Source organism: Mycobacterium sp. TKK-01-0059 (genome assembly GCF_000709305.1).
Lineage (GTDB): Bacteria > Actinomycetota > Actinomycetes > Mycobacteriales > Mycobacteriaceae > Mycobacterium > Mycobacterium intracellulare.
Genome location: NZ_KL446995.1, coordinates 287,598 through 312,804, shown reverse-complemented (window position 1 = coordinate 312,804; position 25,207 = coordinate 287,598). Strand labels below are relative to the sequence as shown.

Here is a 25,207-nt window from a genome sequence, read left to right as displayed (position 1 = left end):
CGGCGAATCCGTCAAACCCCCTGATCCAATCAATACTGTATGTAGCTACACTATCTACGATCAGTACCTCAGGTATCTGAAGTACGGGATTAGCAGGTGCGGTCTACGGTTTTGGGTAATTCACAGGACATTAAGTTTGGATAACCCTGGACTACCAGGGTTCGCGTCTACTAGCCTTCCCAACTGTTGCACTCGTGTTGAAGACGAGATTTCCGGAGTCGGTGAGCGTCGGCCGTCTCGGTCAACGACGAACTGCGACGCCGGGGCTACATCGAGCGGAAGCGGACCGGGCTTCCGCGCGAGCGGTATCAGACAACCGGGGGGTTGAAAGGAAGACCCTGTGGTTGGGGCGTGGGATGCAGCTTGATCATCAAGCACTTCCGCTGACGCGCGGACAGCTGGACATCTGGCTGGCGCGCGAGACCGGTCACTCCAATACCGAGTGGCAGCTCGGTCTGTTCGTGCGGATCGACGGCGTGGTCCAGCGCGATGCCCTGCAGTGGGCGATCCGGCAGGCGGTGCGGGAGGCCGAGCCGGCCAGGGCGGCCTTCTTCGAGGTGGACGGCCAGGTCTTCCAGCGGGCGGTCGATTACCCCGACGTCGAGCTGGCCTTTGACGACCTGACCGATGCGCCCGATCCCGTGCGGGAAGCGCGCCGACGGGCGCTGGCGATCCAGCGCACGCCCATGCCGCTCACCGGGCCGCTGTTCCGGTTCGTCCTGTTTGCGACCCGGCGCGACGAGTTCTTCTTGTTCGCCTGCTGCCACCACATCGTCATCGACGGGACCGGCGTCGCGCTGGTCGGTCACCGCATCGCCTCGATCTACTCCGCGATCGTGTCCGCCGGACCCATTCCCACGGCCGTCTTCGGCTCCTTGCAGGAGCTCATCGACTGCGAATCGCGGTACGAGCGCTCCGGTGATTACCGCGACGACGAGGCGTATTGGACGGCGAACCTGCCCCCCGCCGGCCAGGGTCACCATCGGCCGCCCGACGGCGCCACGGAGCGCGACCCGTGGCCGTCCGCCCCGACGGCCCTGGACCCCGGGGTGCTGCGCCGCGTCAATCGGTTCTGTGAGGTGTGGGCGGTGTCGCAGACGTCGGTCATCACCGCGGCCTGCGCGCTGCTGGTGCGCGGGTGGTCCGCCGAGGGCTCGGACGTGGTGCTCGATTTCCCGGTCAGCCGGCGCGTACGACCGGAGCAGAAGACGCTGCCCGGGATGGTCGCCGGCGTGGTGCCGCTGGTGTTGAGCGTCTCGCCGCAGTCCACCGTCGCCGCCTTCTGCAAACACGTCGAGACGCGGATCGACGAAGCGATCCAGCACCAGCGCTTTCCGGTGCACGCGCTGGAGCGCAAGGTCCGCGGCCTGACGCAACCGCCCGAACGGGTCAGCGTCAACTTCATCCCGTCGGCGTTCACGCTGCCCTTCGGCGGCGTCATGGCCGCGGCGTCGTACACGAACTCCGGTCAGGCGGACGGCTTCGGGCTCATCTTCTCCGGCGACGGCGACGACCTCTTCCTCAGCACGGCGGGCGCGTGGGAACCGTGGGCCCACCTCGACGCCGCCGGCCTGGCGGACCGACTCGAACAGCTCTTGGTCGCGATGACGGCCGATCCGACGCGGCGGCTGCTGTCCCTCGACGCCGTCGACGCCGACGAGCGCGCCCGGCTCGACGAATGGGGCAACGCGTCCGCGTTGCGCCGGCCGGCGGCGCCCGTGACCGTGGTCGAGCTGTTCACCGCGCAGGCGGCGCGCACCCCGGATGCGGTGGCGCTGACGTTCGGGGACCGATCGATGACGTATCGCGAGCTCGACGAGGCCGCCAACCGGCTCGCGAACGTGCTGGCTGGCCGGGGTGTGGGTCCGGGTTCGCTTGTGGCGCTGCTGTTTTCGCGGTCGGCCGAGGCGATCGTGGCGATCCTGGCGGTGCTCAAGTCTGGGGCGGCGTATCTGCCGATCGATCCCGCGCTGCCGGCGGCCCGGGTGGAGTTCATGGTCACCGACGCCGCGCCGGTGGCCGCGGTCACGACGGCGGAGCTGGCCGGCCGGCTCGACGGTTTCGCCCTGGCGGTCATCGACATCGCCGACCCGGCCGTGGCGAGCGCGCCGTGCACAGCATTGCGGGCGCCGGATCCGACGGATGTGGCCCATTTGATCTACACCTCGGGCACCACGGGTGTGCCCAAAGGTGTTGCGGTGACTCAACATAACGTTGCGCAGTTGTTCGATGACCTGCGGCTCGGTTTCGCCTTGTCGGCCGAGCAGGTGTGGACGCAGTTCCATTCGTATGCGTTCGACTTCTCGGTCTGGGAGATCTGGGGTGCGCTCCTGCACGGCGGGCGCCTGGTCGTCGTGCCGGATGCGGTGGCCCGCTCCCCGGAGGAGTTCCACGCCCTGCTGGTGCGCGAGGGCGTCACGGTGCTGACCCAGACCCCCTCGGCGGCCGGGATGCTTTCGCCGCAGGGGCTGGACGGCACGGCGTTGGTGATCGGCGCCGAGCCCTGCCCGCCCGAGCTGGTGGACCGGTGGGCGCCGGGGCGGGTGATGGTCAACGTGTACGGCCCGACCGAGACCACGATGTGGGCGTGCAAGAGCGCGCCCTTGACGGCGGGGTCGGGATTCCCGCCGATCGGCGCACCGGTGACGCGCGCGGCGTTCTTCGTGCTCGACGAGTGGTTGCGCCCGGTGCCCGCCGGGGTGGTCGGGGAGCTGTATCTGGCCGGCGAAGGTGTCGGCGTGGGCTATTGGCGGCGCCCCGGGCTGACCGCGTCGCGGTTCATGGCCTGCCCGTTCGGCGAACCCGGCACCCGCATGTACCGCACCGGCGACCTGGTGCGCTGGGGCCGCTCCGGATCCGGGGCGGGCCAACTGCAGTATCTGGGGCGCGCCGACGAACAGGTTAAGGTGCGTGGGTATCGCATCGAACTCGGCGAGATCCGCGCCGCGCTGCTCGAGGTGGAGGGCGTTGAACGCGCGGCGGTGCTCGTCCGTGAAGATCGTGCCGGCGACAAGCGTCTCGTCGGCTATGTGACAGGAGCCGCTGACCCGACCGATATTCGGGCCCGGTTGGGTCGGCGGCTCCCCACCTACATGGTCCCGTCGACGGTGGTGGTGCTCGACGCGCTGCCGATGACGGTCAACGGCAAGCTCGACGCCCGCGCCCTGCCCGCCCCGGACTACCAGGGCGGCAACGGATATCGCGCCCCGGAAAACGCCATCGAGGAAATCCTGGCCGGCATCTTCGCCCGGGTCCTCGGCGTCGAACGCGTCGGGATCGACGACTCCTTCTTCCTCCTCGGCGGCGACTCGCTGTCGGCGATGCGGCTGGTCTCCGCGGTCAACACCGGCCTCGACGTCCACCTCGGGGTGCGGGCCCTGTTCGAGTCGCCCACGGTCGCCGAGCTGGCGCCGCAGGTGTGCGGCGGCGGAAGCACGCTCGCGCGGGTGGTCGCGGCCGAGCGGCCGGCCGTGGTGCCGCTGTCGTTCGCGCAATCCCGGCTCTGGTTCCTCGACCAGCTGCACGGCCCGTCGCCGGTGCACAACATGGCGGTCGCCCTGCGGCTGCGCGGGCCGCTGAACCCCGACGCCATGGGCACCGCGCTGGGCGACGTGGTGGCCCGCCACGAAAGCCTGCGCACCGTGTTCGTCGCACCCGAGGGGACGCCCCAGCAGGTGGTGGTTCCGGTCGACGGTGCCCGGGTCGGCTGGCAGGTCCTCGACGCCGCCGGCTGGCCCATCAGCCGGCTGACCCAGGCCATCGAGGCGGAGGCATGCCACCGTTTCGATCTTTCTCACGAAATACCTTTGCGGGCAAAGCTTTTCCGGCTTGCCGCGGACGACCACGTGTTGGTGGCGGTGGCCCACCATATCGCCGCGGACGGATGGTCGCTGACCCCGCTGGTGCGCGACCTCGGCGCGGCCTACGTGCACAGGTCCCGCGGGCAGGCCCCGGATTGGGCGCCGCTGCCGGTGCAATACGTCGACTACACGCTGTGGCAACGCGCCCAATTCGGTGACCTCGACGATTCGGGCAGTCCCATCGCCGCGCAGCTGAGGTACTGGCAGGACGCGCTGGCCGGGATGCCCGAACGCCTCGAGCTGCCGACCGATCGCCCCTACCCGCCGGTCGCCGACCACCGCGGCGCGCGCATCGACGTCGCGTGGCCGGCCGAACTGCAGCAGCGGGTCGCGCAGGTGGCGCGGGCCCACAATGCGACCAGCTTCATGGTCGTGCAGGCGGCCCTGGCTGTGCTGCTGTCCAAGGTCAGCGCGAGTTCCGATGTGGCGGTGGGCTTCCCGATCGCAGGCCGTAGCGATCCCGCGCTCGACGATGTCGTCGGCTTTTTCGTCAACACCCTGATTTTGCGCGTCGACCTGAGCGGCGACCCCAGCGTCGCCGAGCTGGTGGCCCGGGTGCGCCAGCGCAGCCTGGCCGCCTACGAACACCAGGATGTGCCTTTCGAAGTCCTGGTGGACCGGCTCCATCCCACCCGCGACCTTGCGCATCATCCGCTCGTCCAGGTGGTGTTGGCCTGGCAGAACCTGCCCTGGCAGCACGACGGCCCCGCCGCCGGGCTGGAGTTGGGCGACGTTCGGGTCACCCCGCTGCCGGTCGACACCCAGGTCGCCCGCATGGACCTGGTGTTCTCTCTGGCCGAACGGTGGGACGAGGACGGCGGGCCCGCCGGCATCGGCGGCATGGTGGAGTTCCGCACCGACGTGTTCGACGCGGACAGCATCGAGACGCTGATCGGCCGGCTGCGCCGGGTGCTCGCGGCCATGACCGCCGACCCCGACCGCCGGCTGTCGTCGATCGACCTGCTCGACGCCCCCGAGCACGCACGGCTCGACGACATCGGCAACCGCGCGGTGTTGACGATGCCGTCCATGGCCGCCCTGGTGTCGATCCCGGCGTTGTTCGCCGCGCAGGTCGCCCGCGCCCCGGGGGCGGTGGCGATCACCTGCGGCGGGCGATCAATCACCTACCGTCACCTGTATGAGGCCACAAATCGGTTGGCGCACTTGCTCGTTGAGCGGGGCGCGGGCCCGGGTCAGCGGGTCGCGGTCGCGGTGCCGCGGTCGGCCGAGGCGATCGTGGCGATCCTGGCGGTGCTCAAGACGGGCGCCGCCTATGTGCCGATCGACCCGAGCGTGCCCGCGGCGCGCCTCGAGTTCGTGCTCGGTGACTCCGCGCCGATCGCGGCGGTGACCACCGCCGAGGTGCGCCCCCAGCTGGGCGGGTTCGCCGGGCAGATCATCGACATCGACGACCCCGCCGTCGCCCGCCAGCCCGCCACGGGCCTGCCGGTGCCGTCGGCGGACAGCATCGCCTACATCATCTACACCTCGGGCTCCACCGGCGTTCCCAAAGGGGTGGCGGTCACCCACAGCAACGTCACCCAGCTGCTGGAGTCCATCGACGCTCAACTCGACGTCGGACAGGTCTGGACCCAGTGCCATTCGCTGGCTTTCGACTTCTCGGTGTGGGAGGTCTTCGGCGCTCTCCTGCACGGAGGTCGCCTGGTCGTGGTGCCCGACGACGTCGTGCGATCACCCGATGACTTGCGCGCCTTGCTGGTTCGCGAGCAGGTCAGCGTGCTGAGTCAGACCCCGTCGGCGTTCTATGCGCTGCAGAGTGCCGACGCGTTGGCCCCGGAGCTGGGTGAGCAGCTGAAGTTGCAGACGGTCGTGTTCGGTGGGGAGGCGTTGGAGCCGCACCGGTTGTCGACGTGGCTGCATCACCACCCCGGCCTGCCGCGCATGATCAATATGTACGGCATCACCGAGACCACGGTGCACGCGTCGTTCCGCGAGATCCTCGGCGGCGACGTCGACAGCAACGTCAGCCCGATCGGGGTGCCGCTGGGCAACCTCGCCTTCTTTGTGCTCGACGGGTGGCTGCGCCCGGTGCCGGTTGGGGTGGTGGGCGAGTTGTATGTCGCCGGTGGGGGATTGGCCACGGGCTATGTGGGCCGTCCGGGGCTGTCGGCCGCTCGGTTCGTGGCCTGCCCCTATGGGGCCCCCGGCGCGCGGATGTATCGCACCGGTGACCTCGTTCGGTGGAGCGCCGACGGGCAGCTGCAGTACATGGGCCGCGCCGACGAGCAGGTCAAGATCCGCGGCTACCGCATCGAGTTGGGCGAGGTCCGTGCCGCGCTGGGCGACGTCGAGGGCGTCGAGCAGGCGGCGGTGCTCGTTCGTGAGGATCGTGCCGGCGAGAAGCGTCTCGTCGGCTATGTGACCGGAGCCGCCGACCCTTCCGAGATTCGGGCCCGGTTGGGTCGGCGGCTCCCCACCTACATGGTGCCGTCGGCGGTGGTGGTACTGGACGCGCTGCCGTTGACGGTCAACGGCAAGCTCGACACCCGCGCCCTGCCGGCGCCGGAATATCAAGACGTCGACCGCTACCGGGCGCCGGCGAGCGCCATCGAGGAGATCCTGGCCGGCATCTACGCCCAGGTGCTGGGCGTCGAACGGGTCGGCGTGGACGACTCCTTCTTCGACCTCGGCGGGGACTCACTGTCGGCGATGCGCCTGATCGCGGCCGTGAATGCCGCTCTTAATGCCGGGGTTTCGGTGCGCGCGTTGTTCGAGGCGCCCACGGTGGCCCAATTGGCTGCGCGCCTCGACCAGGGTGCGGAGCGGCTCTCGCGGGTGGCGGCGGCCGAGCGGCCGGCGGTGGTGCCGTTGTCGTTCGCGCAGTCCCGGCTGTGGTTCATCGATCAGCTGCAGGGGCCCTCGCCGATGTACAACATGGCGGCAGCGTTGCGGCTGCGCGGGCCGCTGCAGGTGGAGGCGCTGCGGGCCGCGCTCGTCGACGTGGTGGGCCGCCACGAGAGTTTGCGCACGGTGTTCGCCGTGTCCGACGGGACGCCACAACAGGTGGTGATACCCGCCGAGGGGGTCGATATCGGGTGGGAAGTAATAGATGCCGCCGGCTGGTCGCCGGCACGGATAAAGGAGGGCATTGATGCCGCAGCCGGTTATGCATTTGATCTGTCAGCCGAAATACCCTTGCAGGCCAAGCTTTTCCGAACCTCCGGCGACGAGCATGTGCTGGTGGCGGTGGTCCATCATATTGCTGCGGATGGTTGGTCGCTGAATCCTCTGGTGCATGACCTTGGGGTCGCCTATGCCGACCGCTGCGCCGGACGGGCCCCACAATGGTCTCCGCTGGCGGTGCAGTACGTGGATTACACCCTGTGGCAGCGAGCCCAATTCGGGGACCTCGACGACCCGGAGAGCCCGATCGTCGAGCAGCTCGCGTATTGGGAGCGGACGCTGGCGGGCCTCCCCGAACGGGTCGAGCTGCCGACGGATCGACCGTACCCGGCGGTGGCCGACTACCGCGGCGCCGACGTGGACATCGACTGGCCGGCCGAGTTGCAGCAACACATCCGCGCGGTAGCGCGGGCGCACAACGCCACCGGTTTCATGGTGGTGCAGGCCGCCCTGGCGGTGCTGCTCGGCAAGATCGCCGCGACTTCCGATGTGGCCGTGGGCTTTCCGATCGCCGGCCGGCGCGATCCCGCCCTGGACGAACTGGTGGGCTTCTTCGTCAACACGTTGGTGCTGCGGATCGATCTGGCCGGCGACCCCAGCGTTACCGACGTGTTGGCCCGGGTCCGCCGGAGCAGCCTGGAGGCCTACGAAAACCAGGACGTGCCGTTCGAGTTCCTGGTGGAGCGACTCAACCCCAACCGTTCGCTGGCGCATCATCCGCTGACGCAGGTGATGTTGGCCTGGCAGGGCAACGATCCGGCCGAGCTGAGCCTGGGTGAACTGCAGATCACCGCGGTTCCGGTGCAGACCCGCACCGCGCGTACCGATTTGACGTTCTCCTTGTTCGAACGCCGCAGCGGCGACGGCCGGCCCGCGGGAATCGGCGGCACCGTCGAGTTCCGCACCGACCTGTTCGACGCGGACACCATCCGCGTGCTGACCGAACGGTTGCGGCGGGTTTTGGTCGCCATGGCCGCAGACCCCGGTCGCAGGCTCTCGTCGATCGACGTACTCGACGACGACGAGCACGCCCGCCTTGACGCGTGGGCCAATCGTTCGGCGTTAAGCCGGCCGAGCGCGTGGGCGTCGGTCCCGGCCCTGTTCGGTGCGTGCGTGCAGCGCGCGCCACACGCGGTGGCGATCAGCTGCGGGGGACGATCGTGGACCTACGAGCAAGTGGAGTCGGACGCGAATCGGCTGGCGCACCTGCTTGTTGGCCGCGGTGTGGGCCGCGGCCAGCGCGTGGGCCTGCTGCTCGAGCGCTCGGCCGAGGCCGTGATCGCGATTCTGGGGGTCCTGAAAACGGGGGCGGCCTACGTGCCGATGGACCCGGCGGTGCCGGCGGCGCGGATCGGCTTCATGGTCGCCGACGCCGGCATGCGGGCCGTGGTGACCAGCGCCGAGTTGCGTTCGCGGTTAGGAGAATTCGGCGGGGCGGTCGTCGAGGTCGACGCCCCGGACCTCGCGGCACATCCGGCGACGCCGGTGGCGGCGGGGCCGGCGGCCGACGACGTCGCGCACGTCATCTACACGTCGGGCACCACGGGTACGCCCAAAGGGGTGGCGGTCACCCACGCCAACGTGACGCAGCTGTTCGGTGCGCTGGACGCCGGGGTGGAACTGGGGCCCGATCAGGTGTGGAGCCAGTGCCATTCGCTGGCGTTCGATTTCTCGGTGTGGGAGATCTGGGGTGCGCTGCTGCACGGCGGGCGGCTGGTGGTGGTGCCCGATTCGGCGGCCCGGTCGCCGAAAGAGTTGCGCGCCACACTCATTGGCGAGCGCGTCACCGTGTTGACCCAGACGCCGTCGGCGCTGGGGATGCTGTCGCCGCAGGGCTTGGAGACGGTCACGGTGGTGGTGGGCGCCGAACCGTGTCCGGGTGAGCTGGTGGATCGGTGGGCGCCCGGCCGGGTGATGGTCAACGTGTACGGCCCGACGGAGACCACCATGTGGGTGTCGCACAGCCCACCTCTGACAGCGGGGCGCGCGCGGTCCGGGCCACCGGCAATCGGGTCGCCGGTGGCCGGAGCCGCGCTCTTCGTGCTGGACGGGTGCCTGCGCCCGGTGCCCGCCGGGGTGGTGGGGGAGTTGTACGTGGCCGGCACCGGGGTGGGCGCCGGCTATCTGGGGCGGGCGGGGCTGACGGCGTCGCGTTTTGTAGCGTGCCCGTTCGGCGGCGCCGGCGCACGGATGTATCGCACCGGCGACCTCGCCCGATGGGACGGCGACGGACAGCTGCACTATGTCGGCCGCGCCGACGAGCAGGTCAAGATTCGCGGCTATCGCATCGAGTTGGGCGAAATCCGCTCCGCCCTGGCCGAATTGGAGGGTATCGAGCAAGCCGCGGTGCTCGCCCGCGAAGATCGTGCCGACGAGAGGCGTCTCGTCGGCTATGTGACCGGAGCCGCTGACTCCGCCGACATTCGGGCCCGGTTGGGTCAGCGGCTCCCCACCTACATGGTGCCGGCGGCGGTGGTGGTGCTCGACGCGATGCCGTTGACGGTCAACGGCAAGCTCGACACCGCCGCCCTGCCGGCCCCGGACTACCGGGACGCCGGCCGGTATCGGGCCCCGGACAACGCGGTCGAGGAGACTCTGGTGGGCGTCTACGCCCGGGTGCTCGGCGTCGAACGGGTCGGCGTCGACGATTCCTTCTTCGACCTCGGCGGCGACTCCCTCTCGGCGATGCGTTTGATCACCGCGATCAACGCCGACCTGGACGCCGGGCTGACCGTCCGATCCGTGTTCGAGGCCCCCACGGTCGCGCAGCTGGCGCTCCGGGTCGAGGCCGGCGCCGGCCGCGCCGGACGATTGGTGGCCGGCGAGCGCCCGGCGCTGCTTCCGTTGTCGTTCGCCCAGACCCGCCTGTGGTTCATCGATCAGCTGCAGGGGCCCTCGCCGATGTACAACATGGCGGTCGCCCTGCGCCTTTCCGGCCGCCTGGATGCCGACGCGATGGGGGCCGCCCTGGACGACGTGGTGGCCCGACACGAAAGCCTGCGGACGATCTTCCTCGCCCCCGAGGGCGCCCCCCAACAGGTCGTGCTGCCCGCCGAACGGGCCGACGTCAACTGGCAGGTCGTCGACGCGACGCGGTGGCCGCCGTCCTGGCTGGCGGAGGCCACCCAGGACGCGGCGCGCTACACCTTCGACCTCGCCGCCGAAATCCCGTTGCGGGCATGGCTTTTCCACACCGGCGAGGACGAACACGTGTTGGTGGCGGTCGTCCACCACATCGCCGCCGACGGATGGTCGGTGACCCCGCTGGTGCGCGATCTCGGGGAGGCCTACGCCGCCCGCCGCCTTGGGCGCGCGCCGGATTGGGCGCCGCTGCCGGTGCAATATGTCGACTACACCCTGTGGCAACGGGGCCGATTCGGTGACCTCGACGACCCCGACAGCCCCATCGCGGCGCAACTGGACTATTGGGAGCGGGCCCTGGCCGGGCTGCCGGAACACGTTGAGCTGCCCACGGATCGGCCCTACCCGCTGGTCGCCGACCATCGCGGGTCCAGCGTGGACGTGCAGTGGCCGGCCACCCTGCAGCACCGGATCGCCGAGCTGGCGCGGGCACACAACGCAACGAGCTTCATGGTCGTCCAGACGGCCCTGGCGGTGCTGCTGTCCGCGTTGAGCGCGAGTCCCGATGTGGCCGTCGGGTTCCCGATCGCCGGGCGGAGCGACCCCGCCCTGGATGAGGTGGTCGGCTTCTTCGTCAACACCCTGGTGTTGCGGGTCGACCTGAGTGGCGACCCCACCGTCGCTGAACTGCTGGGCCGGGTGCGCCGGCGCAGCCTGGCGGCCTACGAACACCAGGATGTGCCGTTCGAGGTGCTGGTGGAACGGCTCAACCCGACCCGCGACATGGCGCATCATCCGCTGGTCCAGGTCATGCTGGCCTGGCAGAACAACGACCCCGTCGACATGAGCCTCGGCGACGTGCGGGTGACGCCGCTGCCGCTCGAAACCCAGGTCGCCCGCATGGATCTGGTGTGGTCGCTGGCCGAACGGTGGGACGAGGACGGGGAGCCCGCCGGCATCGCCGGGACGGTGGAGTTCCGCACCGACGTCTTCGATGCGGCCAGCATCGAGACACTCGTCACGCGGTTGCAACACGTGCTGGCCGCCATGACCGCCGACCCCACCCGGCCGCTGTCCGCGATCGACGTCCTCGATGAATCCGAGCGCGCCCACCTCGACGCCATCGGCAACCGTGCCGTGCTGACCCGGCCCGCGACCGCACGCGCGTCCATCCCGGCCTCGTTCGCCGCGCAGGTGGCACGGAACCCCGAGGCGGTCGCGATCACCTGCGGCGAGCGGGCGTGGACCTACCGAGCACTGTACGAGATCACAAACCGGTTGGCGCACAATCTGATTGGTTGCGGAGCCGCGCCGGGCCAGCGGGTCGCGGTGGCGATGCCACGGTCGGCCGAAGCGATCGTGGCGATCCTGGCGGTCCTCAAGACCGGGGCCGCGTACGTGCCGATCGACCCGGCGCTGCCGACCGCCCGCATCGAGTTCATGCTCACCGACGCCGAACCGATCGCGGCGGTGACCACCGCCGAGGTGCGGCCACAGCTCGGCGGGTTCGCCGGGCGCATCATCGACGTCGACGACCCCGCCCTGGCCACCCAGCCCGCCACCGGGCTGCCGGACCCCTCGCCCGACGACATTGCGTACGTCATCTACACCTCCGGGACCACGGGCGTGCCCAAGGGTGTGGCGGTCACGCACCACAACGTCACCCAGCTGTTGCGGTCGGTGGATGACAAACTGAACCTCGGGCGGGTGTGGAGCCATTGCCACTCACCCGCCTTCGACTTCTCGGTGTGGGAGATCTTCGGCGCGCTGCTGCGCGGGGGACGCCTCGTCGTGGTCCCCGACGACATCGTCCGCTCGCCGGAAGACCTGCACGCCTTGCTGATTGCCGAACGCGTCACCGTGCTGAGCCAGACCCCGTCGGCGGTGGCGGCGCTCTCGCCGCACGGCCTGGACTCGGTGGCGCTGATCGTCGGTGGCGAACCGTGTCCGGTCGAGGTCATGGACCGCTGGGCGCCGGGCCGGGTGATGGTCAATCAATACGGCCCCACCGAGACCACGATGTACGCGGCCATGACGGCGCCGCTGACGGCGGGGTCCACCCAGGTGCCCATCGGTTCGCCGGTGCCCGGGGCCGCCCTGTTCGTGCTGGACCGATGGTTGCGCGCGGTGCCACCCGGCGTGGCCGGCGAGCTGTACATCGCCGGACGCGGCGTCGCCGCGGGGTATCTGGGCCGGGCCGCGCTGACGGCATCACGGTTCGTGGCGTGCCCGTTCGGCGGCAGCGGCACGCGGATGTATCGCACCGGGGACGTGGTGCGCTGGGGCATTTCCAGTTCCGGTTACGGTCAACTGGAGTACCTCGGTCGCGCCGACGAGCAGGTCAAGATCCGCGGCCACCGCATCGAACTGGGCGAAATCCGCTCCGCCCTCGCCGAATTGGACGGCGTCGAGCAGGCCGCGGTGATCGCCCGGAACGACCCTGCCGCCGCGCGGCTGGTGGGCTACGTGACCGGGACCGCCGACCCGTCCGAGACCCGGGCGCGGCTCGCCGAGCGGCTGCCGTCCTACATGGTGCCGTCGGCGGTGGTGGTGCTGGACGCGTTGCCGTTGACGGCCAACGGCAAGCTCGACACCCGCGCCCTGCCGGCACCGGACTACCAGGGCGGCAACGGATATCGCGCTCCGGAAAACGCCATCGAGCAGATCTTGGCCGGCATCTACGCCCAGGTGCTGGGCGTCCAACGGGTCGGGGTGGACGACTCGTTCTTCGACTTGGGCGGCGACAGCATCCTGTCGATGCAGGTGGTGGCCCGGGCTCGCGCGGCCGGCGTAATGTGCCGGCCCCGCGATGTTTTCGTCGAGCAGTCGGTGGCCCGGCTGGCGCGGGTCGTCACGCTGGCCACCGGCGAGGACGACGTGGTCGACGAGGGGATCGGGCCGGTGGTGGCCACCCCGATCATGCGTTGGCTGCGCGACATGGACGGCCCCATCGAGCAGTTCAACCAGACCATGGTGCTGGCGGCGCCCGCCGGGGTGGGCCAGGCTGACGTGGCGGTCGTGCTGCAGGCGCTGCTGGACCGCCATCCCACGCTGCGGCTCTGCGTCGACGACGACGGGGCCGGCGGCTGGGACATACACGTTCCCGAAGCGGGCTCGGTGGACGCCCGGGCCTGCCTGCGCACCGTCGACGCGCTCTCGGAGGAGGCGCTGATGCGGGCCCGCGCGCGGCTGAACCCCGGCGCCGGCGTGCTGGTGTGCGCGGTATGGGCAAGCGCGACAAACCAATTGGCATTGATCGTCCACCACCTGGCCGTCGACGGTGTGTCCTGGCGGACCCTGATCGAGGACCTCAACATCGCCTGGGCCCAACATCACCGCGGCCAACCGATCGAGCTGCCCGCCCCCGGCACCTCGTTCGCCCGCTGGTCGTCGCTACTGGCCCAGCACGCGAAGGATCCGGCGGTGACCGAGCTGGCGGAGGTGTGGCGGCGAATCACCGAGACGCCGCCGGCGTTGCCGCCCGCCCAGCCGTGGGACACCTATGAGACGGCCGGGCAGTTGTCGGCGGCGCTGGACGCCGAGACGACCCGCCAGCTGCTGGGCGAGGTGCCCGCCGCGTTTCACGCCGGGGTGCAAGACATCCTGCTGATCGCCTTCGGGCTGGCATTCACCGAATTCCTGGGAACGGCGAGGCCGATCGGCATCGACGTCGAGGGCCACGGGCGCAACGAGGAACTGGCCCCCCACGTGCACCTGTCCCGCACCGTCGGGTGGTTCACCGCCAAGTACCCGGTGGCCCTCGACGTCGGCGGGCTGGACTGGGCTCGCGTGGTCGCGGGTGAGGCCGCGCTGGGGGCGGTGATCAAGGACGCCAAGGAGCAGTTGCGCGGGCTGCCCGACGGCCTGACCTACGGGCTGTTGCGCTACCTGAATCCCGAAGCGGACCTGGGCGGTCCGGACCCGGCCATCGGCTTCAACTACCTGGGCCGCCTCGGGGGAGCGCCCGCCGAATCGTCCGACGGGCTATGGCAACTCAGCCCGAACAGCCACGCGCTGGGCGCCGCGGCGGCGGCGGCGGCCCTGCCGTTGCCGCACACGGTGGAACTCAACGCCGGCACCATGGACACCGAGGACGGCCCGCACCTGCACGCCAGCTGGACGTGGGCGTCCTCGGCGCTCACCCACGATCAGGTAAACCGGTTGAGCCGGTTGTGGTTTGACGCCCTGGCCGGCATCTGCGCACACGTGCGCCGCGACGGCGGCGGGCTGACGCCGTCGGACATCGCACCGGCCCGCCTGGACCAGCAGCAGATCGACGAACTCGAGCGGCGATACGACGTCGCCGATATCCTGCCGTTGACCCCGCTGCAGCAGGGGCTGCTCTTTCATTCGACGACGCAACCCGACGGCGACGTGTACGCGGTGCAGCTGACCATCACGCTGCGCGGCGGCCTCGACCCCCAGCGGCTCCACCACGCCGTGCAGAACGCCGTCGCCCGCCACCCCAACCTCGCCGCCCGATTCTGCTCCGGCTTCGGCGACCCGGTGCAGATCATCCCGGTCACCCCCGAAATCGCCTACCGCCACGTCGAACTCGACGGCGACGCCGACGACATCGACGACCAGGTCCGGCGGATGTCCGCCGCAGAACGCGCCGCGGTGCGAGACCTCGACGACCAGCCACCCCTGCGGGCCACGCTGATTCGCACCGCGGACCAGGAATTCCGGTTCGTGCTCACCGTCCACCACATCGTGATGGACGGCTGGTCACTACCGATCCTGCTGCAGGAGATCTTCGCCTGCTACTACGGGTCGCGGCTACCGGCTGCGCCGCCCTACCGCCGCTTCGTCACCTGGCTGGCGGCCCGCGACGCTCCGGCCGCCCGCGCCGCGTGGCGCGACGCGCTCGACGGTTTCGACACCCCCGCCCTGGTGGGCCCGGCGGGTCGGGCGGAGCTCGGGCCGCGGGGAGCCGCCACGGTCCAGCTCTCCGCCGAAACCACCGGTGCGCTCGGCGAACTCGCCCGCTCCTGCCGCACCACCCTCAACACCGTGCTGCAGGCCGCCTGGGCGCAACTGCTGATGTCGCTGACCGGCCGGCACGACGTCGCCTTCGGCACCGCGGTGTCCGGCCGGCCGGCGGAATTGCCCGGCGCCGAATCCATGGTGGGCCTGCTGATCAACACCGTGCCGGTGCGCGCCCAGGCCACCGCGACGACGACCGTCGCCGAATTTCTGGACCGGCTGCAACGCGCCCACAACGACACCGTCGAGCACCAGCACCTGGCGCTGAACGAAATCCACCGCGTCACCGGACACGACCAACTGTTCGACACGTTGCTGGTGTACGAGAACTATCCGATCGACGCCGCCGCGCTATCGGCGGCCGACGACCTGACCGCCACCGAATTCACCAGCCACGACTACAACCACTACCCGCTGTCGCTGCAAGCCGTGCCGGGCGACGAACTGCGCCTGCGCATCGAATTCGACACCGACGTCTTCGAACCCGCCGCCGTCGACGCCCTGGCCGACCGCCTGCGCCGGCTCCTGACGGCCATGCCCGCCGATCCGGATCGGCCGTTGCGATCACTGGATGCGCTCGACGCGCCGGAGCGCGCCCAGCTGCAACTGTGGGGAAACCAAGCAGTGCTGGCCGCCGAGTCGAGCGCCGCCCTATCGCTCCCGGCGCTGTTCGCCGCGCAGGTCTCCCGCGTCCCCGACGCGGGAGCGGTCACTTTCGAGGGCCGTTCGATGACCTACCGCGAACTCGACGAGGCATCGAACCGATTGGCGCACAGGCTGATCGAGCGCGGCGCGGGGCCCGGGGAGTGCGTGGCGCTGCTGTTCCCGCGTTCGGCCGAGGCGATCGTGGCGATCCTCGCGACGCTCAAGGCGGGGGCCGCCTACCTGCCGATCGACCCCGCGCTGCCCGCGGCGCGCCTCGAGTTCATGCTCGGCGACGCCACCCCGGTCGCCGCGGTCGCCGCCGCCGGCCTGCGGGCCCGGCTGGACGGATTCGAGCTGCCGGTCCTCGACGCCGGCGAGGCCGACGCCGGGCCCACCGGGCCGTTGCCGGCGCCCGCGCCCGAGAACATCGCCTACGTCATCTACACCTCGGGGACGACCGGCGTCCCCAAAGGTGTTGCGGTGACCCACCGCAACGTCACCCAGCTGCTGGAATCGCTGCACGCGACGCTGCCCGAGGCGGGGGTATGGTCACAATGCCACTCGTACGGCTTCGACGTCTCGGTGCAGGAGATCTGGGGCGCGCTGGCCTGCGGCGGTCGGCTGGTGGTGGTGCCCGAGTCGGTGACACGCTCACCGGACGAGCTGCACGCCCTGCTGGCCGCCGAGCGGGTGAGCGTGCTGAGCCACACCCCGTCGGCGCTGACCGCTCTGTCACCGCGAAAGCTGCGCTCGGCGTTGATCATCGGCGGCGAGCCCTGCCCGGCCGCGCTCGCGGACCAATGGGCGCCGGGCCGCGTGATGATCAACGCCTACGGCCCGACGGAAACCACCGTGGACGCGACGCTCAGTGCGCCGCTGACCGCGGGCGCCGGAGCGCCGCCCCTGGGGTCGCCGGTGCCCGGGGCGGCGCTGTTCGTGCTGGACGACTGGCTGCGGCCGGTGCCCGCCGGTGCGGTCGGTGAGCTGTACGTGGCGGGGCACGGGGTCGCCGTCGGGTATCCGCGCCGTCCCGGTTTGACGGCGTCGCGGTTCGTCGCCTGTCCGTTCGGCGCGGCCGGTGCGCGCATGTACCGCACCGGGGACCTGGTGCGGTGGGCGCCGGACGGGCGGCTGCACTACGTCGGCCGCGCCGACCACCAGGTCAAGATCCGCGGCCACCGCATCGAGCTGGGCGAAATCCAGTCCGCGCTCGCTGAATTGGACGGCGTCGGGCGGGTCGCGGTGATCGCCCGCGAGGACACGCCCGGCGACAAGCGGCTCGTCGGCTACATCACCGGCACCGCCGACCCGGTCGAGCTGCGCGCCCGGCTGGCCGACCGGCTGCCGGCCTACCTGGTGCCGGCCGCGGTGGTGGCGATCGAGGCATTGCCCCTGACACCGAACGGCAAACTCGACACCGGGGCCCTGCCGGCGCCCGAATACACCGGCGGCCGGTATCGGGCGCCGGCCACGCCCACCGAGGAGATCTTGGCCGGCATCTACGCCCAGGTGCTCGGGCTCGAGCGCGTCGGCGCGGACGACTCCTTCTTCGACCTGGGCGGGGATTCGCTGTCGGCCATGCGGGTGATCGCCGCGATCAACTCCGGTCTCGACGCGCACCTCGGCGTGCGAACGCTGTTCGAAGCGCCCACAATCGGCGAGCTGGCGGCGCGCGTCAGCGCGAACGGCGGGCTCCTGGCCGGCGTGGAGCGTCGCGAGCGGCCGGCGGTGGTGCCGTTGTCGTTCGCCCAATCGCGGCTGTGGTTCATCGATCAGCTGCACGGCCCGTCGCCGGTGTACAACATGGCGGCGGCACTGCGCCTCGCCGGGCGCCTGGACGCCGGTGCGCTGGGTGCCGCGTTCGCCGACGTGGTGGCGCGGCACGAGAGTTTGCGGACGGTGTTCGCCGCCACCGAGGGCATACCGCAGCAGGTGGTGCTGTCGCCCGATCGGGCCGACGTCACATGGCAGACCATCGACGCCACCGGCTGGTCACCGGCCCGGCTGGAGGGCGCCATCCGCGACGCGGCCCGGCACACCTTCGACCTGGCGACCGAAATCCCGCTGCGGGCAATGCTTTTCCGGGTGAGCGACGAGGAACACGTGCTGGTGGCCGTGGTGCACCACATCGCGGCCGACGGGTGGTCGCTGACTCCGCTGGTGCGCGACCTGGCGCTCGCCTATGCCAGCCGGTCGGTCGGGGATGCGCCGGGCTGGGCGCCGCTGCCGGTGCAGTACGTCGACTACACGCTCTGGCAGCGCGCCCAGTTCGGTGACCTGGAAGACCCGGGCAGCCCGATCGCCGCGCAGCTCGCGTACTGGGAGGAGGCGCTGGCCGGCCTGCCGGAACGGCTGGAACTGCCCACCGATCGTCCGTATCCGTTGGTGGCCGATTTCCGCGGGGCCAGCGTGGCCGTCGACTGGCCCGCGGAGTTGCAGCAGCGGGTGCGCGCGGTGGCGGGCGCGCATAACGCGACGAGCTTCATGGTGGTGCAGGCCGCGCTGGCGGTGCTGTTGGCCAAGATCAGCGCGAGTTCGGATGTGGCGGTGGGCTTCCCGATCGCCGGGCGGCGCGATCCGGCCCTCGACGATGTGGTGGGCTTCTTCGTCAACACCTTGGTGCTGCGCGTCGATCTCGGCGGCGACCCCACGATTGCCGAACTACTGGCGCGGGTGCGCCAACGCAGCCTGGCCGCCTACGAGCATCAGGACGTGCCGTTCGAGGTCCTCGTCGAACGGCTCAACCCGGCCCGCAGCCTCGCGCACCATCCGCTGGTGCAGGTCATGCTGGCCTGGCAGAACGACGAACCCACCGACGTGAGCCTGGGCGACGTGCGCGTCACCGCGCTGCCGGTCGACACCCGCACCGCCCGCACGGATCTCGCGTGGTCGCTGGCCGAACGCTGGAGCGTCGACGGCCGGCCCGCCGGCATCGGCGGTGCCGTGGAGTTCCGCACCGACGTGTTCGACACCGCCACCATCGAGGCGCTGATCACCCGGCTGCATCGCGTACTGGAAGCCATGACCGCCGACCCCGCCCGGCGGCTGTCGTCGATCGACGTGCTCGGCCCCGACGAGCACGCCCGCCTCGACGCGATCGGCAACCGCGCGGCGCTGACCCGGCCACCGCACGCATCGGCCTCGACCCGGGCCTCGATCCCGGCGCTGTTCGCCGCCCACGTCGCGCGCACCCCCGAAGCGGTGGCGCTGAGCGACCGGGACCGTTCGATGACCTACCGCGAATTCGATGAGTCCACAAACCGGTTGGCGCACTTGCTCGTTGAGCGGGGAGCGCGGCCGGGGCGGTGCGTCGCCGTCCTGATGGAGCGCTCGGCGCCCGCGATCGTCGCGATCGTGGCGGTGCTGAAGACGGGGGCCGCCTACCTGCCGATCGACCCGGCGATCCCGGACACGCGGGTCGCATTCATGCTGACCGACGCCGCACCGATCGTCGCCCTCACCACCGCGGAACTGCGAGACCGGCTCGACGGTTTCGACGGAGCTGTCATCGACGCCGACGACCCCGCCGTGCACACCCGGCCCGCCACCGCCCTGCCGCCGCCGGCCGACGACAACATCGCCTACGTCATCTACACCTCCGGCACCACCGGCACCCCCAAGGGCGTGGCGGTCACCCACCACAACGTCACCCACCTGCTCGCCTCGCTGCACGACCGGCCGGCGCCGGCGGGGGTGTGGAGCCAGTGCCATTCGCTGGCCTTCGACTTCTCGGTGTGGGAGATCTTCGGCGCCCTGCTGGGCGGCGGACGCCTGCTGGTCGTGCCCGACGAGGTGGTGCGCTCGCCGGAAGACCTGCACGCCTTGCTGATCGCCGAGAACGTCAGCGTGCTGAGCCAAACCCCGTCGGCGTTCTCGGCGCTGCAGAGCCTGGACGGCGCGCGGTCGGGCCCGCGGCTCAACGTCCGGGCCCTCGTGTTCGGGGGCGAAGCGCTGAGCCCGCAACGGCTGGCGAAGTGGCTCGACCGCCATCCCCACCGGCCGCGCGTGATCAACATGTACGGCATCACCGAGACGACGGTGCACGCCTCCTACCGGGAGATCGTCGACAGCGACATCGACACCAACGCCAGCCCCATCGGAATGCCATTGGCGCATCTGGGATTTTTCGTGCTCGACGCGTGGCTGCGGCCGGTGCCCGAGGGTGTGACGGGCGAGCTGTACATCGCCGGTTCCGGCGTCGCGGCCGGTTACGTCGGCCGGGCCGGCCTGACGGCGTCCCGGTTCGTCGCCTGCCCGTTCGGCGCGGCCGGCGCGCGCATGTACCGCACCGGGGACCTGGTGCGGTGGGGCCCGGGCGGGCAGCTGCACTATCTCGGCCGCGCCGACGAGCAGGTCAAGATCCGCGGCTACCGCATCGAGCTCGGCGAGATCCAGTCCGCGCTCACCGAATTGGACGGCATCGAACAGGCCGCGGTCGTCGCCCGCGAGGACCGGCCCGGCGACAAACGGCTCGTCGGCTACATCACCGGGACCGCCGATCCGGTCGAGGTCCGCGCCCGGCTGGCCGAGCATCTACCGGCCTACATGATCCCGGCCACGGTGCTCGCCGTCGACGCAATGCCGCTGACGGCCAACGGAAAACTCGACACCCGCGCGCTGCCCGCACCCGACCACTCGCACCGGTCGCAGGGCTCCGATCACTACCGCGCCCCGACCACCCCCGTCGAGCGGGCCCTGGCCGACATCTACACCCACGTCCTGGGCGTCGAGAACGTCGGGATCGACGACTCCTTCTTCGACCTCGGCGGGGACTCGCTGTCGGCCATGCGGCTGGTCGCGGAGGTCAACACCGGCCTCGACGTCCACCTCGGCGTGCGGGCCCTGTTCGAGGCGCCCACCATTCGCCGGCTGGCGGCGCGCCTGGGCACCGACGGCGGAGCGCGCGCGCCGCTGGTGGCCGGCGAGCGGCCGGAGATGGTGCCGTTGTCGTTCGCCCAGTCGCGGCTGTGGTTCATGGGCCAATTGCACGGGCCCTCACCGGTGCACAACATGGCGATCGCGTTGCAGCTGCACGGGCGCCTGGACGCCGAGGCGTTCGGCGCGGCGCTGGCCGACGTGATGGCCCGCCACGAGAGCCTGCGGACGATGTTCCCGGCGCGCGAGGGAATACCGCGGCAGCTGGTCGTCGATGTGGACGACGCTGACTGCGGCTGGCAGATCAGCGACGCGCGCGGGTGGTCGACCACCCGGCTGTGCAACGCGGTCGAGACCCTGGTGGGTCACCGGTTCGACCTGGCCACCGAAATCCCGCTGCGGGCAATGCTTTTCCGGGTGAGCGACGACGAACACCTGCTGGTGGCCGTGGTGCACCACATCGCCGCCGACGGGTGGTCGCTCACCCCGCTGGTGCGCGACCTGGGGGAGGCCTACGCCAGCCGCTCGGCCGGCTGCGCCCCGGACTGGGCGCCGCTGCCGGTGCAGTACGTCGACTACACGCTCTGGCAGCGCGCCCAATTCGGCGAACTGCAGGATCCGCACAGCCTGATCGCCGGACAGCTGCGGTATTGGGAACACACCCTGGCCGGAATGCCCGAGCGGCTCGAATTGCCCACGGACCGTCCGTATCCGTTGGTGGCCGATTTCCGCGGCGCGAGCGTGGCCGTCGACTGGCCGGCGGAGTTGCAGCAGCGGGTGCGCGCGGTGGCGGGCGCGCACAACGCGACGAGCTTCATGGTGGTGCAGGCCGCGCTGGCGGTGCTGTTGGCCAAGATCAGCGCGAGTTCTGATGTGGCGGTGGGCTTTCCGATCGCCGGGCGGCGCGACCCCGCCCTCGACGACGTCGTGGGCTTCTTCGTCAACACTTTGGTGCTGCGCGTCGACCTGACCGGTGACCCCACCATCGCCGACGTGCTCGCCCACGTCCGCGCGCGCAGCCTGGCCGCCTACGAGCATCAGGACGTGCCGTTCGAGGTCCTCGTCGAACGGCTCAACCCGGCCCGCAGCCTCGCGCACCATCCGCTGGTGCAGGTCATGCTGGCCTGGCAGAACACCGACTCCGCGGAGCTGAGCCTCGGCGACGTGCGCGTCACCCCGCTGCCGGTCGACACCCGCACCGCCCGCATGGATCTCGCGTGGTCGCTGGCCGAACGCTGGAGCGCCGACGGCCGGCCCGAGGGCATCGGCGGGGCCGTGGAGTTCCGCACCGACGTGTTCGACACCGCCACCATCCAACGTCTGATCGAACGATTGCAGCGGGTGCTGGAGGCCATGACCGCTGACCCCGCCCGGCGGCTGTCGTCGATCGACGTGCTCGGCCCCGACGAGCACGCCCGCCTCGACGCGATCGGCAACCGCGCGGTGCTGGACGGCCCGTCGCGCCCGCCGATGTCGATCCCCGAGGTGTTCGCCGACCACGTCGCGCGCACCCCGCAAGCGGTGGCCGTCACCCATGGGGCGGACTCGTGGACATACCGCGAACTCGACCAGTCATCAAACCGACTGGCGCACTTGCTCGTTGACCACGGTTGCGGGCCGGGGCAGTGCGTGGCGCTGCTCACCGAGCGCTCGGCGCGGGCCGTCGTCGCCATCCTGGCGGTGCTCAAAACCGGGGGCGCATACGTCCCGATCGACCCAGGCCTGCCCGCCGCCCGAATCGACTTCATGCTCGCCGACGCCGCACCGGCGGCGGTGCTCACCACCGCCGAACACCGCTCGCGCCTCGACGATTTCGACGTGCTCGTCATCGATATCGATGACCCGGCGATCCAGCACCGGCCCACCACGGCGTTGCCGGCGCCGGCGCCGCACCACATCGCGTACACGATCTACACCTCGGGCACCACCGGAGTTCCCAAGGGCGTGGCGGTCACCCACCACAACGCCACCCAATTGTTCGCCTCCCTGGGGGCCGCCGGTCTGCCCGCGGCACCGGCACGGGTGTGGAGCCACTGCCATTCCCTGGCGTTCGACTTCTCGGTGTGGGAGATCTTCGGCGCGCTGCTGCACGGCGGGCGGGTGCTCGTCGTACCGGACGAGGTCGTGCGTTCCCCGAAAGACCTGCACGCCTTGCTCGTTGCCGAACGCGTCGACATGCTGACCCAGACACCGTCCGAGGTGACGATGCTCTCGACCGAGGGCCTGGAGTCCGCGGTGCTGGCGGTCGCGGGCGAAGCGTGCCCGGCCGAAATCGTGCAGCGGTGGGCGTCCGGGCGGGTGATGGTCAACGTCTACGGCCCCACCGAGATCACGATCGTCGCGGCCGTCAGCGCGCCGCTGACACCGGGACCCGAAGCGCCGCCGATCGGTTCGCCGGTATCCGGGGCCGCGCTGTTCGTGCTCGACGGATGCCTGCAGCCGGTGCCCGCGGGCGTGGTCGGCGAGCTGTACGTGGCCGGCGGCGGCGTGTCGACCGGTTACCTGGGCCGGCCCGGTCTGACCGCGTCCCGGTTCGTGGCGTGCCCCTTCGGCGGGGAGGGCGCGCGCATGTATCGCACCGGCGACCTGGCGTCGTGGGGTTCCGACGGGCAGCTGCGCTACGTCGGGCGCGCCGACGAACAGGTCAAGATCCGCGGGTATCGCATCGAACTCGGCGAAATCCAATCCGCGCTGGCCGCGCTGGACGGTGTGGAGCAGGCGCTGGTGATCGCCCGCGAGGACCGCCCGGGCGACAAGCGTCTGGTCGGCTACGTCACCGGGACGGCGAACCCGGCCGAACTCCGCACCCTGCTGGCCGACCGGCTGCCCGCCTACATGGTGCCGGCCGCGGTGGTGGTGCTCGACGCGCTGCCGCTGACACCCGCCGGCAAACTCGACGTCCGCGCCCTGCCCGCCCCCGATTACCAGGGCGGCGACGACTACCTCGCCCCGGCCACCGCGGTCGAGGAGATCCTGGCCTGGCTCTACGGCCAGGTGCTGGGCCTCGAGCGGGTCGGGGTGCAGGAGTCGTTCTTCGACCTGGGCGGGGATTCCCTGTCGGCCATGCGCCTGGTCGCCGCGATCTACAACGCCCTCGACATCCACCTGCCCGTGCGCGCCGTCTTCGAGGCGCCGTCGGTGCGCAGCCTGAGCCAGCAGCTCAACCGCGATCACGATGCCGGGGAAGGCCACCAGGGGGACTTCGCGTCGGTGCACGGCCGCGACGCCACCGAGGTGTACGCCTGCGACCTCACGCTGGACAAGTTCATCGACGCCCCGACGCTGGCCGCCGCGCCGTCGCTGCCGGGGCCGAGCGCCGAGGTGCGCACGGTGCTACTGACCGGGGCCACCGGCTTTTTGGGCCGCTACCTGGTGCTGCAATGGCTGGAACGATTGGAACTGGCCGACGGCAAGCTGATCTGCCTGGTGCGGGCCACCTCCGACGAGGACGCGCGGCGCCGGCTGCAGAGGACCTTCGATAGCGGCGACCCCGCCCTGCGGCGGTATTTCGACGAACTCGCCGCCGACCACCTCGAGGTCATCGCCGGCGACAAGGGCCGCGCCAATCTCGGCCTGGACGAACAGACCTGGCGGCGGCTGGCCGACACCGTCGATCTCATCGTCGACTCCGCGGCCGTGGTCAACGGCGTGCTGCCCTACAGCGAGCTGTTCGCCCCCAACGTCGCCGGCACCGCCGAGCTGATCCGGCTCGCGCTGACCACCAAACTCAAGCCGTACACGTATGTCTCGACCGCCAACGTCGGCGACCAGATCGAGCCGGCCGCGTTCACCGAGGACGCCGACGTCCGCGTCGCCGGCCCGATCCGCACGATCGACGGCAGCTACGGCAACGGCTACGGCAACAGCAAGTGGGCCGGCGAGGTGCTGCTGCGCGAGGCCCACGACCTGTGCGCGCTGCCCGTCGGGGTGTTCCGCTGCGACATGATCCTGGCCGACACCACCTACGCCGGTCAGCTCAACCTGTCCGACATGTTCACCCGGTTGCTGTTCAGCGTCGTCGCCAGCGGCGTCGCGCCGCGCTCGTTCTACCAGCTCGACGCCCGGGGCAACCGGCAACGCGCGCACTTCGACGCCCTGCCGGTCGAGTTCGTCGCCGAGTCGATCACCACGCTGGGCGCCCAGGTGGGCCGCGATTCGGCCGCAGGGTTCGAGACCTATCACGTGATGAACCCGCACGACGACGGCGTCGGGCTCGACGAGTACGTCGACTGGGTCATCGAGGCCGGCTACCCGATCGAGCGGGTCGACGACTTCGGGGAGTGGCTGCACCGGATGGAGACCGCGCTGCACGCCCTGCCGGAACGCCAGCGCCACCAGTCGGTGCTGCAGCTGCTGCAGTTGCGCAACGCCCAACACGTGCCGCCGGCGGACCCGGCGCGCGGCTGCCTGGGACCGACCGAACGGTTCCGCGCCGCGGTGCAGGAAGCCAAAATCGGCCCCGATAACGACATCCCGCACATCACCGCGGCGGTGATCGTCAAATACGTGACCGACCTGCGGTTGCTCGGTCTGCTCTGAAATATTTTGGGCTGCAGCGTATTTCGCCGCCGCGTCCGAAGTCGTCGTCGCCGCGCCTCCCGCTGACTACCATGACC

General features: G+C 70.8%; 1 protein-coding gene. It reads left to right on the top strand.

The window, feature by feature from the left end:
- The first annotated feature begins 356 nt into the window (after positions 1–356).
- Positions 357–25,130 (top strand): non-ribosomal peptide synthase/polyketide synthase, encoded by a 24,774-nt coding sequence (locus K883_RS23385; protein ID WP_036455987.1) that lies wholly within the window; start codon positions 357–359, stop codon positions 25,128–25,130.
- Positions 25,131–25,207 lie beyond the last annotated feature (77 nt).